Below are 17677 nucleotides of genomic sequence, written 5' to 3' on the forward strand. Positions count from 1 at the left end.
TGAACTGCGCGTTGCCGTTGTTGGTCAGATCACCTGTGTTGGTCAAGCCCGCTGTGGTCGTCGCGCCAGTCACCGTCAGATTGCCTGCGCTCACGTTGCCCAGAGTCGACACACCGGTCACATCCAAGGTGCCTGCCGTGCTGATGTTGCCTGCAACCAGGTTGCCCGTCACGTTCGCGCTGGCCAAGGTCGTTGCGCCTGCATTCAGCGTGCCGGTGATGCTGGCGTTGCCGTTGTTGGTCAGGTCACCTGTGTTGGTCAAGCCCGCTGTGGTCGTCGCGCCAGTCACCGTCAGGTTGCCTGCGCTCACGTTGCCCAGAGTCGACACACCGGTCACATCCAAGGTGCCTGCCGTGCTGATGTTGCCTGCAACCAGGTTGCCCGTCACGTTCGCGCTGGCCAAGGTCGTTGCGCCTGCATTCAGCGTGCCGGTGATGCTGGCAGAAGCAGCAGTCAACGTACCCGTCACGTTGAGGTTAGACACCAATGACGAGCCAACTGTATTGACTGTCTCTTCAGTTGGACTACCCGCCAGACTACTGAAACTGTTCAAGCGGTTGGTTAAACCAATGACACCGTTGACTTGGTTTTCACTGTTAAAGAAGCTAGCAGGTGTGATGTTGCTGCTGATCAACGTCCCTTCATAAGGTCCAAAACCATTCAAACCAACATTACCCGCAACCAAGCGAGAGATGTACATAGAAACGGTATTGTTTGCATCAAAACCTGTGCCCAATTCTTTCTCGATAACCGTCACACGTTTACCAAGCAAGCCAACTGGGTCCATATACGGTGAAAGATCGTTCAACGTGCCACGGATTCCTACAGGGCTACCACTGAAAATCGTTTGCCCATCAGCAAAAACGTCGTAACCATAACCACGGATACGAACAAATCCTGTTACGCCGTCGTCTTTAGGAATAGTCGCGCCCCCAATGAATGCGCGACCATCAACTGAATCAACCGCAACCAACGATGTGTTACCTGTAACAAGAGAAACATCACCCAAATTGATGGTCAAGCTGTTGATTCTGGATGCGGTGGACTCCCTCCAGTCCACATTGACTGGTACATCCCCAGTTACACCCACCTTGGTTCCGGCAAGGGTGAATTTTTCAGCACGCAATACAGAGCCGCTCCAGTCATTCACGATCTCTCCGTGTTGAGGGAAGGATCTCAAGTCATTGCCGCCAGTGCCCAAGGCAATACTGGACAGGTAGGAACCACCTGTGCCAGTGATGGTGCCGCCAATCACAACATCTTGTCCACTGGTCGTGACAGACACCACCCCGCCATTTGCAGCGGTGATGCCATCGATATAAATCGAACTACCGTTGTTCGCAAGGGCAAAATTGCCACCCACATTGGCCCGAACTTCACCAACCAATGCCGAATTGGCATTACCAATCGACACATTGCCTGTAGCCTGCACATCTAAATAACCTGTACTCAGAACACCGCTTGGGTTAGTGATGTTGCCATCCACAGTCAAGTAAAGACTGTTGGCATTCAGATTACCCAGCGTTGCATCACTTGCAGTCTTCAGATTGAACTCACCACCCACATCGCCATTGATGAAACCGGCAATGGTGTTGTTGTTGCTGGTCGACAAATCTGCGTAGCCATTCGTGTAGACACCCAAATTACCGGCAATCGTCAAATTGCCCGAAAGTTGTACAAGCGTATTTGCAGAGAAGCTGGCATTGCCTGCAGTAGTGATATCGGCCAGCTTCAAATTTGCGTAGCTGGCAACGGTCAAATCATTTGCCACATTGGCGGTCAAGTTACCAATGTTGTTATTGAAGTTGGACAGATCGACATTTCCACCGCTTGTGGTCGTGACGTTGAGATTGCCTATATCAACCCAAGAGGTCTGCGATATGTTTCCGGCGACCGTCAATGTGGCATTGTTTACGTAAACACCATCCAAGTTCAAATCCTTGGTGTTATTCAGCGTCAGATTATTTGCACTTGAATAAATGGTGTTGATGCTGTTATAGCCGTCCAGCGTGACATTATTGCCATACAACTGCACATAATCTGCCGCCACAGCTGTATTGGTTTGTTGTGTGATGTTGTTGCCATTCGCATACAAGACCACATTGTTTACTGCCGTGATGTTGCCGATGCTGGTGTTTTGGTTATTCAACAGATTGAAAGTATCACCCACATTGGCCGTGATCGTTCCATTGATCCGGTTGTTAGTACCGTAGCTCAAATTAGCTGAAGAACTGCTGATCACATCCAAATCACCTGCGATCGTCAAATTGCCAGCGGTCTGAACCAAGCTGCCACCGGAAACATTGAAGTTGGCGCTTGCCGCCGTGATATTGCCCAGGTTCAAGCTTTGGTTGTTGTTGAAGGTCAATCCATTGGAGACATTTGCCGTCAGCTCGTTCACCAAGTTGTCGTTCGACAAAGTGACGTTGCCATTGGTGGCCGTCACGTTCAAATTGTTTGCTGAAACAATACCGCTTCCGGTAGTGATGTTGCCGGCAACTGTCAGTGTGGCATTACCAGAGCCGAGGTTAATCTGATCGACTTTCAAATCGGTTGCATTTTTCAATGACAGATTACCCGACAGGTCTACATTGATGGTGCCAATTCTGTTATCGGCATTATTCAATGTGACATCGGTCCCACTCATGCCGCCTATTAACAAAGTGCCAGTTGCGATTGTGGAGCCGACCGTTTGTTCAGTAATACCAACAGGGAATAAACTTGTATTTCCGGAAGTGATGTTGCCAAGCTGTAACGATCCTTCGTTACTCAAACTTACATTGCCTGCACCAACATTGGCAGTGAACACACCACCGATGTTGTTGTTGGTACCAGACGTCAATGTCACATTGCCGCCAGCGGTATTGACGGTCAAGTCACCAACCGACAAATTGCCGCTGAACTGAGTCAGATCGCCAGCACCCAGAGTGAAACTGGTGGCGTTGGCCGTGATGCTGCCCAGCTTGGTGTCGCGGTTGTTGGTCAGATCCAAATTGCCTGAGCCAATGGTGGCTGTGATGACGCCAGCAATCTGGTTGTCCGAACCGTAAGTGATATTGGCATTACCCCCTGCAGTCACGACATTCAAATCGCCCACAGACAAATTGCCACTGACTTGGCTCAGATTGCCCGCACTCAGAGTGATACTGGCTGCATTGGCTGTGATGCTGCCCAGTTGGGTATCTTGGGTGTTGGCCAGGGTCAGATTGCCTGTGCCCGCGTTGGCAGCAAACTCGCCAGAGATGACGTTGGTCCCATTGGCCACAATCGCACCGTTGGCCAAACTGGTATCCAAGGTCACAGCGCCTGCTGTGGTGTTGCCCAAGGTCAAACTGCCGTTGTTGGTGATCGACAAAGCCGAAACACCCACGTTCGCAGTGACTGTGCCCGTGATTTGGTTGGCTTGAGTCAGTAGTGCGCTGCCGTTGCTGGTGCCCAAAGTCAGGTTACCCAAACTCAGTTGCGAACCACTGACTTGCGTGATGTTGCCGTCACTTACAACTGTGATGTTGGCGTTCTGCGTGGTGATGTTGCCCAGCTTGGTGTCATAGGCATTTTGAAGCTGGAAGTTACCAGTCGCCACATTGGCATTGATTACGCCATTCAAAAATGCAGTACGTGTTGTCGTGACGTCACCACCCACGATGGTCAAATTCGTCGAACCATCAACCTGCGCACCTGCAATAACCAGATTTCCAGTGCTACCAAGCGTCAAATTGCCGCCTACATAGTTACCGGCATCCCCTGTATTGGTTTCAAAGCGAGATATGGTGTTATTCGTATTACCAAATGCTGCATCACCCTGTGCTGTTACCTGCAACGTAGATGCAGAAATGGTCGCAGCGTTGGCACTGATATTTCCCGTAGCCGCCACAACAGAAAGTGTTGAAGCGCTGATATTGGCCGTGTTTGCTTCGATGTCCCCGTTTTGTGTACGCAAATAAGAAGTGCCACTACCTGATTGGACAGTTGTACCAGAACCAATTGTTAAACCCGTATTGGCAGAAAGAGAGAAATCAGAAGTTGCGGTGAGGTTACCCACCACATCCAACTTGCCAGTGCTTGTGTGCGCACTGATACCGCCTGCATTGACATCACCCAAAGTAAGGTTACCCGAGCTGTTCAAATAGAAGCGACCGCTACCAGCTGTTGCCGTGACTGTGCCGTTGATGCTGTTGAAGGCAGTACCTTCTTCAGTTGCCAACAGATCAATCTGCGCGTTGACCGTATTGACCGACAAGTTACCGGTCAATGTCAACTTAGAACCAGATTCAAGATTTACGGCACTTCCATTCGCCGTCACACTGAGATTGGCATTGTTAGCCGTGATGTTACCCAGCTTTGTGTACTGATCGTTGCTCAGCGTTAAATCACCTGCACCCGCATTGGCGGAAATCACACCTTGGAAGCTGTTGCTTCCATTGGCTGTGATAGTGCCACCTGCAGAGCTGGTGTCCAGTGTCACGTTTCTGGCTGTTGTATCACCCAATGTCAAAGCACTGTTGTTGGTGACCGTCAAATCACCTGTGCCCAAACGAGCAGTCAAGTTGCCGGTGATTTGGTTGTTGCTGCCATAGCTCAAGTTGGCATTGGCGTTATTGGTCGTGATGTCTAACGCACCCACGGCGATGTTGCCGCTGACTTGTGTCAGTGCGCCATTGAGCAGAGTGATGTTAGCGTTGCTGGCAATCAAGTCACCCAGCGACAAAGCGCGGGTGTTGGCAAGGGCCACGTTGCCTGTGCCTGCATTGGCAGAAACCACGCCTGTGATGACGTTGGTGCCATTGGCCACAATTGCACCGTTGGCCATGCTGGTATCCAGCGTCACAGCGCCCGCTGTGGTGTTGCCCAACGTCAGTGCACCGTTGTTGGTGATCGACAATGCTGCAGAGCCCACGTTAGCTGCCACCGTACCTGTGATCTGGTTGCTCGACTCTGTCAGAGCACCAAGACCACCGTTGGTCTTGATGGTCAGGTTGTTCAAGCTCAGTTTCGTACCAATTGCTTGTGTCAGTGCATCACCTAAAGATGCCAATGTAATGTTGGCATCACCTGTGGTGTTAATGTTGCCTAGCGTGGTATTTACACTGTTTTTCAGTTCCAAATTACCAGAACCTAAATCTGCATTGATGACCCCACGCAAATAGGTGCCAGAACCGGTTGTAACCACTGAGCCACTTGTCGTCAGAGTTGTCGCCCCCCCAACATCAACACCGCCATCAATCGTCAAACCAGCATTGGTAGCCAGCGTCAGATTTCCACTTACGCCGCCATATGTTTGAAGTGTTGAAATATTGTTGTTGATATTGCCCAGATTGGCATCACCACCAGATCCAACACTCAAAATAGGCGCAATGATAGTGGCCGAATTGGCATTGATGTTGCCACCTGCAGTCAAGTAAGACGTGCCGCTGCCTGCCTGCAATGTCTTACCCGCCAGAACCGTCAAGTCAGAACCTGCTTCTAGATCAAAGGTTTTTAATGTGCTGATATTACCCACCACATTCAGGCCAGTCTGAGAGGTAACGTAAACATCGCCGCCAGCGGTGATGTCTCCCAATGTCGTGTTTCTAACGTTGTTCAACTGGAATGAGCCATTACCAGTAGTAGCTGTCACGGTGCCATTGATTGCATTGTCTGTAGCTAGCAGAATCCTTGCGTTCAGCGTATTAACAGACAAATTACCTGACAAACTCAACGAATTACCACTGACCGATGCAATACGCTTACCTTCAGAAGTCCCACTGATATTGGCATCGTTAGCTGTGATGTTCCCCAATAGTGTGTTTTGGCTGTTTGCAAGTACCAAGTTACCTGCGCCAGCATTTGCAGAGAACAAACCACTGAAGCTGTTGTTGCCACTGGCGGTAATGCTGCCGTTTGCAGCGCTCGTATCCAGCGACACGTTGCCGGCTGTGCTGTCGCTCAAGGTCAAGGCGTTGTTGTTGGTGACCGTCAGATCACCCGTGCCCAGTCGAGCCGTCAAATTACCGCTGATCTGGTTGTTGCTGCCATAGCTCAAGTTGGCATTGGCGTTGTTAGTCTGAATGTCAAAAGCACCCACAGCAATATTGCCGCTGACCTGGCTCAAATTACCAGCGCTCAGAGTGATGCTTGTTGCATTGCCCGTGATGCTGCCCAACTGTGTATCTTGGGTGTTAGCCAAGGTCACGTTGCCTGTGCCTGCATTGGCAGAAACCACGCCTGTGATGACGTTGGTGCCATTTGCCACAATTGCACCGTTGGCCAAGCTGGTATCCAGCGTCACAGCGCCCGCTGTGGTGTTGCCCAAGGTCAGTGCACCGTTGTTGGTGACCGTCAGATCACCTGTACCCAGTCGTGCACTCAAGTTACCGCTGATCTGGTTGCTGCTGCCGTAGCTCAAGTTGGCATTGGCGTTATTGGTCTGAATGTCCAAAGCACCAACTGTCAAATTACCACTGACCTGCGTCAGTGCACCATTGCTCAGTGCAATGTTAGCGTTGTTTGCAATCAGGTTACCCAGTGACAAATTGCGGGTGTTGTTGACAAGCAAGTCTCCGGCCACGTTGGCACTGAACACGCCGTCAATGTTGTTGGCATTGCCCAACGTTACAGCACCATTGGCGGTATTGACATCCAGGCCGTTGGCCAAGGTCAACGCGGTGTTGGCCGATTGGGTCAAAGTACCATCGCCACGCACATCAAACCCTGCAGAAGCAGCCGTGATGTTGCCAAGAGTGGTGTTGCCATTGTTGGTCACATTCAGTGAGCTGGCTACATTACCGGTGATGACCCCTGAAATGGAATTTGAATTGGTCAGTTCCACACGACCACCATTGCTGGTGTTCACATCCAGGTTACTGACGGACACATCTCCCCCTCCTGAGGTGATGTTGCCTGCAACCGTGAGCGTGGCATTTCCCCCTACACCCAGCTGATTCACTCTCAAATCAGTGGCATTCCTCAATGTCAGGTTGCCCGACATAGCTGCGTTGATAGAACCAATGGTGTTGTTCGCATTGCCCAAAGTGACGTCAGTCACCCCAACCAGGTTGGGGCCAATATACAAAGAACCCGTAGCGACACTGGAAGAGGCATCAGCTTGTGTGATGTTTCCACCAACATTCAAGTATGTAAAACTGGATGCGATGTTGCCGAGTTGGGTGTCACGCGAATTGCTGAAAACAAAACCATTTCTAACATTTGCCGCAACAACACCGCCTACGTTGTTGTTAGAGCTGTAATCCAAATAGGCTGCACCATCCAAGGCCGTCACACCCAAATTACCAGCAATGTTCAACGCACCGGAAGAGTTGTCGATATTTCCGCCGGTGACCGTGAAGTTGGCATTGGCTGCCGTGATGTCACCCAGTTGTGTATCACGGTTATTTGCCAGGTCCAGATTACCTGCACCGACATTGGCAGTGACAACGCCGCTGATCTGGTTATTCGTACCGTAGCTCAAGTTGGCATTGCCGCCTGCGGTCACGACATTCAAGTCGACAACAGCCAAATTACCGCTGACTTGGGTCAGATTGCCTGCACTCAGTGTGATGTTGGCTGCATTGGCTGTGATGCTGCTCAACTGTGTATCTTGGGTGTTGGCCAAGGTCAGATTGCCAGTGCCTGCGTTGGCAGAGAACGCGCCAGAAATGACGTTGGTGCCATTTGCCACGATCTCGCCGTTGGCCAAACTGGTGTTCAGTGTCACATCGCCGGCATTGGTATTGCCCAGTGTCAATGCACCGTTGTTGGTGATCGACAGTGCCCCTGCGACGTTAGCAGTCACTGTGCCAGTGATTTGGTTGTTTGTACGAATCAACTCAGCACTGCCGTTGCTGGTGCCCAAAGTCAGGTCACCTACGCTCAGTTGCGAGTCTGCTGCTTGTGTGATGTTGCCGGGATTTGCAACTGTGATGTTGGCATTCACAGCTGTGATGTTGCCCAACTTGGTGTCATTGCTGTTTTGCAGTTGGAAGCTGCCAGACGCCACATTGGCGTTGATCACGCCACCCAGGGACGCGGTGGAAATAGTCGTAACGTTACCGCCAAGGACCGTCAAATTGGTTGAACCGTCAACGTGAACACCGTCAATCGCCAAATCTCCGCTGTTACCAAGTGTCAGATTCCCACCGACACTGCTCCATGTTTGGAGTATCGAAATATTGTTGTTTGTGTTGCCTAAGTTGACATCGCCGCCAGGTGCGCGGATTTGCAAAGTTGGCGCGATGATGGTCGCACCATTGGCATCGATATTGCCTTCCCCCGCCGTCAGGTAAGAGGTGCCGCTGCCTGCTTGCAAAGTCTTACCATCTTGAACCGATAAGAATGTAGCCGAGTCAAGATTAAAGGATGAAGTTGTGGAGATGTTACCCACCACATTGATCCCACTCCAAGAGGCAACATTGATACCACCATTAGCGGTGACGTCGCCCAATGTCGTGTTGCCTGCGGTGTTTAGCTGGAATGCTCCGCTACCAGCTGCTGCGGTAACAGTACCAGTGATGTTATTGCTTCCATCATCATTAACTAAATCAATTGTGGCATTCAGTGTATTAACAGCCAAGTTGCCAGACAAATTCAATGAATTAGCGTTGCCCAGTGAAATGCCTCTGTTTTCAGAAGTCACGCTGATGTTGGCATTGTTGGCAGTGATATTGCCCAAGTAAGTGGTTTGACTATTTGAAAGCGTCAAATCACCAGAACCCAATGCTGCAGAAAAATTACCTGAAATCGCGTTATTGGCATCATTCAAAGTGACAGCGCCATTGACCGTGCTCACAGTCAGATCGGCGGTCGTCAAGGTTCCGTTACCAGCTTGAACGATCACACCTTGATTGGCATTCGCATTCAAAGTGAGATTCTTGCCGTTGGTGTTCAGTGTTTCATTGATGGCGATGTTGCCACCTGACAAAATCATGTTGGCAGTAGGGCTGACAACACCATCAACAGTCAAATTACCTTGCTGATTGACGCCACCAATGGCCAAATTACCGTTAGTGTTGGTTTGCAAATTAGCCAAAGAAACGTTGCTGACCACCAAATCTGCTGAACTGGGTACCCCCCCCAGAGAGATAGTGGCATTCTGATCAAAAGTACCAACGCGGACGGTGTTAACAGCAGAGATATTGCCTTGAATATCAAGGCCCGACGATGTCAAAGTCACATTACTGACATTCGCGATCACAGTATCGCCAGCAACTGACGACAGGTTACCAGTAGTCTTCAGATCTGCACTGCCCACACTGATGTTGCCCATCACCAAGTTGCCTTGGTTATTGGTGAATGACAAAGCACCATTGCCCAATTGCGCGGTAATTCCACCCACTGTCGTAACGGCATCAGGCGCAGTCGCCACATTGGCGTTGTTATCAGTGAACAACGTTAAGCCAGAAGCAGTGGTGTTACCCAAAGTCATATCGACGCTGTTGCGCAATGTGACAGTATTCGTACCGGCATTGGCAGAAATTACGCCAGTAATGCTGTTGGTACCATTTGCGGCGATAGCTGCATTGGCCAAACTGGTATCCAACGTCACATTACCAGCGGTGGTATTGCCCAGGGTCAAAGTACCATTGTTAGTGATGGTCAGTGCAGCAGAACCGATATTGGCAGCTACAGAACCTGTGATACTGTTGTTGGCATCATTCAGTGTGACTGCGCCATTGGCAGTCGAAACAGTCAAAGCATTACCAACAGTGATCGCACTGTTTTGGGTTAATGTTTTACCCTCACCGGTGACCGTCACATTGACGCCGCCCAATGCAACAAACGGCACAATAGGTCCATTACCCAGTGTCGTGTTACCGGTATTGACCAAAGTCAAGCTTCCATTGCCAATATTGGCTGTTACAACACCACTGATGTTGTTTTGAGCCGTTAAAGATACGTTGCCATCGTTTGTCGCAACACCAAGTGTTCCAGCAGTGATCACGCCATTGGCGTTGGACGTGATACTCCCACCTACATTTCCATTCATAAATCCGGAGATCAAACGTAAAGACTTATCACCTGTATTTAATGCTGCATTTACACTAATGTTTGATGCAAGCAGTGCCAGCCTGGCGTCAACTGCGATATCACCGACTACGTTCACAGTTCCATTTTCAGAACCAATGAGAACACTCGAAGTTTTCAGTTTTCCAAAGCTTTCTGAACTCACTCTCAGGTCTTCAGTGCCAGAAGTACTGCCCAGACCAATTGACTTGTTGCCATCTAGAGTTGAAACAACAATTAGTCCTCCACCTAACGGTGCCCCGCCAGATGCTGAAACATTAGCGCCCAAACTCAAATTGCCGTTTACCTCGAAATTGACACTACTATTGGCAGCCGTGATCTCACCATTTGCATTGGAACTCAAACCATTACGAGCCGTCAGTGAAATGATGTCTTGGCTTGCAGTGACCGCTCCATTGACGTTCAACACACCCGTGGAGTCAACGAACACACGTGTAGCCGCGACATTACCCAAAGTTGTCGCAGCCAAGTTTATCAACGACAAATTACCTGCCACATTGGCAGTAACTGTTCCTGTAATATTGTTCGCTTGATTAAAGCTAGCCGCACCGTTGGCGGTTCGAACGTCAAGGCCATTGGTCACGGTCAACGCTGTGTCGGCCGATTGGCTCAAAGCGCCGTCGCCGCGCACGTCAAAACCAGCAGAACCGGCCGTGACGTTGCCCAAAGTCAGATTGCCGGTGTTGGTGATGGCCAATGTGCCGGCACCGATGTTGGCCGAGACAGCACCTGTGATGTTATTGTCCGACTGCGTCAAAGTAGCGTTACCGCCAGCAGTTTGGACTTGCAATGCCCCCACAGACAAGTTAGCACTGGATTGGGTCAGATCACCTTGACTCAAAGTCAGGCTGGTGTTACCCGCGGTAATGGATCCCAGGCTCAAACTGCCGTTGTTACTAACGATCAAAGCACCTGAGCCAACATTGGCAGTCAGGGTGTTCATCTTGTTGTTAGCGTAGCTCAAATTAGCCGAATTGGCATTGATTTCCGTTAAGCCACTGACACGCACACCATTGTTTTGCTCAACAGTACCGTTGACATTAAGGGTCAAATTGGTGGCGGCAGAGTTATTCTGGCCTGCGATATAACCAATTTTCAAATCGCGACTGTTCGACAGGTTGACATTGCCATCGGCGCTGATCTCAACCACACCTGCGATGCTGTTGTTAGCATTAGCCAACATCGCATCGCCAGAGCTCCCGACACTAAGGCCACCAGACGTATCGTTGTTGGTGGCGGTCAGGACAGCGCCATTGGCTTGAACACCCCCAGCACCAGCACCAAGATTAAGCTTATTGCCTGTCACTTGGCCGTTCAGTGTCAATGCATCGCCAGCTACGATACTGACGTAGCCGTTTTCACCTGAAGTAATCAGCTTACCTTCAGCGGTTGTCAAATTACCATTTCTAGCGGTAAGGGAGAGGTAATTACCGTCTGCCGCAGTCACATTGGCTGTGGTGGTCAGATTTCCTTGACCTGTGATGTTGATACTGCCGTTTGCCGCAACCTCACCCAAGGTCGTTTCAGCGTTGCTGTTGCTCAAAGTCAATGCGCCATTAACGTTGGCCGTGATGGTGCCAGCAATATTGCTGTTTTGGTCGAGCCAAACCGCACCATTGGTGGTGCTCAGTGCCAAGCCGTTGCCCAAATTCAAGGATGCTCCGGAGACTTGGCTCAGGTTGCCATCAGCAACGATGCTGATGTTCGCATTGCCCGCTGTGACATCGCCCAATGACAAGTCACGGCTGTTGGTCAATGCCAAGTTACCAGTACCCATGGCAGCAGAGAAATTACCGCTGATGGCGTTGCTGGTTTTGTCCAGAGTGACAGCACCGTTGGCCGTGGTCACGGTCAGATTGTTGGTAGTCAAGGCGCCGTTGTTCGACTGTGCAATACGCCCACCTTCGGTATTCGCATTCAAAGTCAGATTTTTGGAGCCGGTGCTCAAGGCTTCCGTGATGGCAATGTTGCCACCCGACAAGATCAAACTGGCCTGAGTGGTTGTCGATGTGTCAACCGTCACATTACCTGTCTGATTCACTGCACCAATGGCCAAAGTCCCGTTGGCATTGGTTTGCAATTTGCTCAAGTTCAGATTGTTCAATTCACTGAACGTGATGCTGGCTGTTGTATCGTTGCTGGCTACACGAACAGTGTCTGCAGCAGACATGTTGCCGGACAGATTCAGGCCAGATGATGTCAGGGTAATGTTGCCTGTAGCGGCACTGACTGTGTCAGCAGCTGCAGTGGTGAAATTACCCGATGTTTGCAACGCAGCACTGCCCACGGCAATGTTGCCCAAGGCCAAGTTACCCTGGTTATTGGTGAAGGTCAAAGCGCCATTGCCCAGTTGCGCCGTCAAGCTGCCAATGGCATTGCTGCCTGTGGCAGAAACGCTGCCATCATTGATGGTGGCCAGGGTCACACTGGTGGCTGTTGTATTGCCTAGAGTCAAGCCACCGTTAGCGCTCAAACTCAAAGCACCCGTCAGGTTAGAAGATACGTTACCGGCAAAAGTGTTGCTGGCATTGGATAGGTTTGCGGTAGTACCCGACAAAGTGGTCGTACCACCAATGCTCAATGCCCCAGTTTGAACAATGTTTGTAGCACTCAAAGCGACGTTACCCGCACGCGAAGCCGCACCCAAACTCAAATTACCAGCCGTCAGATTGACGTCACCTGTGCCTGCAAAAGCACCGTTAACTGCCAAATTACCTGCGTTGGTCAAGGTGATGGCGCTGACGTTGCTGGCGGTCAATGTGGACACTTGTGTGCCAATGTTGTTGGACGTACCAACCCCACCTTTGAGCTCCAAACCATTGGCCGTGATCACTGTCGCCGATGGGTTGGTACTGGAAATGTTGCCCGTGGCATCGATGACAATGGCCGCGTTGGTGTTGGTAACACCAGCCACTTGAATGTCACGACCAGAAATGGTCAATGCACCAATATTGGCGCGGTTCAAGTTCAGGTTGTTGACTGTTGCGCTGCCAAAACTCAATGTCTGATTGGCTGCCGTGAGGGTCAAATTGCCAGCCTGCGTCAAGACATCGGCGGCCGATGCAGATTTGATCGAAACCGCTGCACCACCCGACTTGACATCACCCAAGGTCAAGTTGCCGTTGAAATCAATGTAGACGGAGCCGGGCGTTGCGCCACCAGCACCACCGACACTCAAATTGGCTGCGCTCAAGCTCAATGCATTGTTGGCTTCACCAATGGTTTTGTTTTGCGCAACTTGCACATCGATCGCACCACCCGAGACATTGAGGCTTGTGCCGACTTGACGCTGAATATTTTGATCAGAAGTGATCGCCAAATTACCGGCGCTGATGTTGCCGAGGGTCATTTTGGTCAAGCCAATTTGACCCAAAGTCACGTTGCCAGAAGTACTGACAAAAATAGGCGCAATGTTGTTCATTGTTGCATCAACTGTGCCATTCGACGAATTGATGTACAAACCCTGCTCTGCACTGATTCGACCCGTAGGCTCGGTCGCAGTGATATTGCCTGTATTGGTGGTGATGTACACCGTACCCGCGGCCAAGACGGCTGGCACACTCACGTTCCCAACGACAGTCACATGACCAGAATCAGTGATCAAGCTGATCGTATTTTGAGCGCCGGAGCTGAAAGCCTGAGTACTCGATGAGAAAGCGATGTTTCCTGTCGAGCTTCCAGTAGGTGCACCCAAACCCATGTAAGGGTCGCCAGACAGAACTATGTTTCGGTCTGACAACGTGGCATTGTTTTGCACAAACGTGTTCGATCCGTTCGCAACGGTTGTCAGATTCGCAGTGTCCGCAAAATCACGCGTGCTCAAAAGCAAACCGGTATTGAACGCAGCCAACGTGCCAACGCTGAAGTTGCCGCCAATGGTGAAACCATTTGGATTCACAAAGATCAGATTTCCGATCGAAGAGTCCACCTTGATTTGGCCATTGAAGACAGACTCTTGGTTACCCATCACCTTGTTCAGTACCAAGGCTTGTGCAGCACTTGGATTGAGCAGGGACGCACCGTTGGTGTAAGACAACGTTTGGTTGCCTGCAATACCCAGGCCATTGCCCCACTGAATGACCGCTTTGGTAGAACCGCCCAAGTTCACCGTACCAACGTTGTTAATCAGCCCATAACCCCCGCCTGCGCCGTTGCCTGTGACTGTCACACCACTAGACGGCAAGTAATCCTTGACCGTTTGAGCCGTCGATTGCAGCGCATACACGCTGGACCAAACCGCCATCGTGATTTCAGAGACACGGCGTCGGCGGTACTCGCGCTTGAGCTGACGAGCACGCAAGGCGTCTTCAGGGCTAGCAAATACAAACTTTTGTTTTTTCGAGGCCATTTGTGTCAATCCTGTGGGTACGTACAGATGTGATAAAGCGTGCCTCCCCCTAGGGAGGCTTTGTTCTTACTATACCCCATAAACACAAAAAACAACAAAAGTTCAAATCACCAATTGAATTTGTTGTTAAGTATGGCTTTCCATATTTATATAAATAAAAATTCTTAATTTATAAATTTCAAAATTATCATATAGAATAAAAAATACTCAACAAAATCAACAGCTTACAGATATTTTCGAAAAAAGTGATCAATTATCAGATGAAAAAACTTCGTAATCCTGCACCTTTCACCACTCAGATCAGCCAGCACAAAGCCACCGATCCGTCGTCATCTTTATCAAATAAACAACAAGTTAAAGCCTCGATTTTGAAGATATGATGGAAATCTATCATTTAAGAATGATTTCAACATTTCATCCGAATTTAACCATTTAAGTTTATGACAGCCACGATTGAAGAACTGGAACTTGACATCCTGAACCGCGAACATGAGGCTGCAGGACGAAAGTTGCTGGAGATCTTGACAAGCCTTGATTCGCACCATGGCTCAATCAGCGACTTGCGCATGAACTATGTGCCTACGCAAGTAAGCACTCAAGAATTGGAACGCATGGTGGCCGTGCGCTTGGCCAATGCCATCGGTCTGTTGTTTGCACAACCAGACTTTCATCTGAGTGAAGAAGGCTTCATCAACTTCATCACCCGTCAACGATGGATTGGCACCTTGTTTGCTGCAACCCCTCTGCGAAATGCTGACCACATCATCCGCATGATGAGCGGCGTGGCCGAAGATGGCGCCCACCTCAGGCTGGACCATCCAGACATTCTGAAACTTTGCGTACTGTTTACCCTAGAAAGTGATTTGTCACTCAACTGCGACGAGCTCTGGTTCAGGATGCCCAGACTATGCGCAGCACTTCTGATGGCTCTGCTGTCACCGCGCCTGACCATCAGTCACAGCGCACATGCCAAACGCGAACTGATTTTGCAATGGCTACCACCTCGCCTGGAACAACTCCAAACTGCCGCAGCCCTGCCCCAAGGGTTCATCCATGATGTGTGGATGCATTGCAGCTACAGCATGCTTGAAAACAAACATGCAATCAAAGCGCCATTGAATCATTTGATACGCAGACAAATGCTGGATGTGGGTCTTGAAGACGTCATCACCCCTTATGAGCCCCCGAGCGACTTGCCAGAAAAACAAACACTGATGGTGGTTCTGGAGTGGTTCCACTCGACGCATTCAATCTATCGAACACACTCTTTGTCAATGCTTTCCTTGAAAAAACGCTACCGATTAATTGGCGTTGGCATGACCGAAACCACCGATGAAATCACCCGGGGCATGTTTGATGAATTCGTTGAGTTGTCCCTGAAAACCCCACTGCTCAACAACGTACAGAAAACACAGCAAGCGGCAGCACAACACAAGCCACAAATCGTTTACTACCCCAGTTTGGGCATGTTCCCTCACACGATCTACTGCAGCAACTTAAGGCTCGCCCCAATGCAAGTGGTTGGCTTAGGCCACCCCGCGACGACACACGCACCAACGGTCGACTACGTTGTTGTAGAAGAAGATTTTTTAGGTGACCCTAAATGCTTTGTAGAAATGTTAATGGTGGTTCCCAAAGACGCCATTCCGTACCGACCACCAAGCACATGGCCAGAACCCTACCCCCGCAAACCCAAGCATGACGATACCGTGCGAGTTGCTGTCATAGGTGCATCCATGAAGATCAATGCACCATTCTTGGACATGTGCCGCCGAATTCAAGAGCAGGCCCAAACCAAAGTCGAATTTCACTTCATTCCAGCATTTGCCATCGGATTAACAGCAATTTGCGCCGGCGATGCCATCCGCAAAGCCATACCAGGTGCAGTGGTACACCCCATGATGCCAATGCCAACCTATTTGGAATGCATCAGTCAATGCGACATGTTCATCAACCCCTTCCCATTTGGCAACACCAACACCATTGTGGACTCGGTCAGTCAAGGTATCGCTGGCGTCTGCCGCTCACACCGTGAAGTGCACTCAAACATCGATGAAGGCCTATTTGGCCGCTTGGGCTTACCCAAAGACCTGGTGGCTCACTCCGAAGAAGAAATGATTACTGCCAGCTTGAGCCTGATCAACAACAGTGCCTTGCGGGAAAAATTACGTGCACACATTGTGGAAAATGGTTATGCCAAACCACTGTTTGCTGGCGAAGAATCTGGGTTTTGTGATTACTTCGTCGAAACGCAAACAAAGCACCCATTAAATGCACTCAACAAAATTAGTACAATTTAATATTAAATTAAAAAGCTATGAATCTACATATTGGCGGAGTTGAAAAAAAAGAGGGCTGGTTAATATTAAATATTAACCCAGGCCCCAACGTTGACATTGTCGGAGATTTTAGAGATAATTTTAAAGATAAATCCTCAATATTTGACAATATTTATTTAAGTCATGTACTTGAGCATACCCCACATGCAGAAACACTAACCATACTAAAAAAATTAAATCAATTATTAAAGCCACAAGGAAAGATTTTCATATCAGTTCCAGACCTAGACCATCTATGTCATTTTTTTGTATCCCCAAATGCCAGCATAAACGAAAAATATCAGGCAATGAAAATTATTTTTGGCGGTCAAATTGATAACAATGACTTTCATTATAGCGGCTTTAATTACCAATTTTTGTCCCACTTACTATTAGAGGCCGGATTTTCACATATTCAAAGGGTCGATAATTTTGGATTATTTAAAGATACAAGCAATCACTATTTTGCACATCACCTCGTCAGTCTTAACGTGATAGCGCAAAAATAAATACCTAAATTCACAAAAATAACTATTCAAATAAAATGAATTCCAGCGACTGCATTTTGACTGTAATTACGCCTACCATAGGGCGCCCAGGGCTTCAAAAGTTAATAGAATGCATTAACAAACAAACTATTAAAAATAAAATATACCATATTATTTTATGGGATGATTTCAAGATAAAAGAATGTCCAGCCATTGAGACGTTTAGTGGCCCCCGCACATTAAATCTTCGACTCTCAGATGGCTTTGGGAAAAATGGCTTTGCCCCTGGTTCACCATTAAGAGCGATTGGGCTAATAGCGGCCACTACGCCTTGGGTAACATTTGCTGATGATGATGTCATATGGGACGACGACCATGCAGAATCAGTACTTAATGCGTCGTCCCTGCAAAACCTCTACAACCCGCATGAATGCTGATGATCTGGGGTGAATCCGGATGGGCAGAACTCTCAAATAGATATCCAATGGAGCCTGTTTTCTGGGAGTTTTTGAAAGCAGCGCCAT

General features: G+C 49.3%; 4 protein-coding genes. 3 read left to right on the top strand and 1 reads right to left on the bottom strand.

What is annotated here, in order from left to right:
• The coding region (locus B9Z52_RS17365) for an S-layer family protein (RefSeq protein ID WP_146182891.1) at positions 1 to 14347 on the bottom strand (14347 nt) is incomplete at its 3' end.
• Between the two features lie 440 nt (positions 14348 to 14787).
• Between B9Z52_RS17365 and B9Z52_RS17370 the strand changes: the two genes are divergently transcribed.
• From B9Z52_RS17370 to B9Z52_RS17755, 3 genes are read left to right on the top strand one after another with little or no spacing between them, the layout of a single operon-like run.
• Entirely contained in the window at positions 14788 to 16647 is a 1860-nt protein-coding gene (locus tag B9Z52_RS17370; RefSeq protein ID WP_108415099.1) for a glycosyltransferase, read from the top strand.
• A gap of 17 nt (positions 16648 to 16664) precedes the next feature.
• A complete protein-coding gene (locus B9Z52_RS17375) occupies positions 16665 to 17174 on the top strand; it encodes a methyltransferase domain-containing protein (RefSeq protein WP_108415100.1) in 510 nt (169 codons plus the stop codon).
• 35 nt (positions 17175 to 17209) lie between these two features.
• Positions 17210 to 17590 carry a glycosyltransferase gene (locus B9Z52_RS17755; RefSeq protein WP_146182892.1) on the top strand — a complete coding sequence of 127 codons (381 nt, stop codon included), beginning with the start codon at positions 17210 to 17212 and terminating at the stop codon, positions 17588 to 17590.
• The last annotated feature ends 87 nt before the right edge of the window (positions 17591 to 17677 follow it).

The sequence above is a fragment of the Limnohabitans sp. Jir72 genome (assembly GCF_003063575.1).
In the GTDB taxonomy this organism is placed as follows: Bacteria; Pseudomonadota; Gammaproteobacteria; order Burkholderiales; family Burkholderiaceae_C; genus Limnohabitans_A.

Excerpts from the sequence above, each read along its gene's own strand:
- B9Z52_RS17370 (WP_108415099.1), top strand. The coding sequence starts at position 14,788 with ATGACAGCCACGATTGAAGAACTGGAACTTGACATCCTGAACCGCGAA.
- B9Z52_RS17375 (WP_108415100.1), top strand. The coding sequence starts at position 16,665 with ATGAATCTACATATTGGCGGAGTTGAAAAAAAAGAGGGCTGGTTAATA.
- B9Z52_RS17755 (WP_146182892.1), top strand. The coding sequence starts at position 17,210 with ATGAATTCCAGCGACTGCATTTTGACTGTAATTACGCCTACCATAGGG.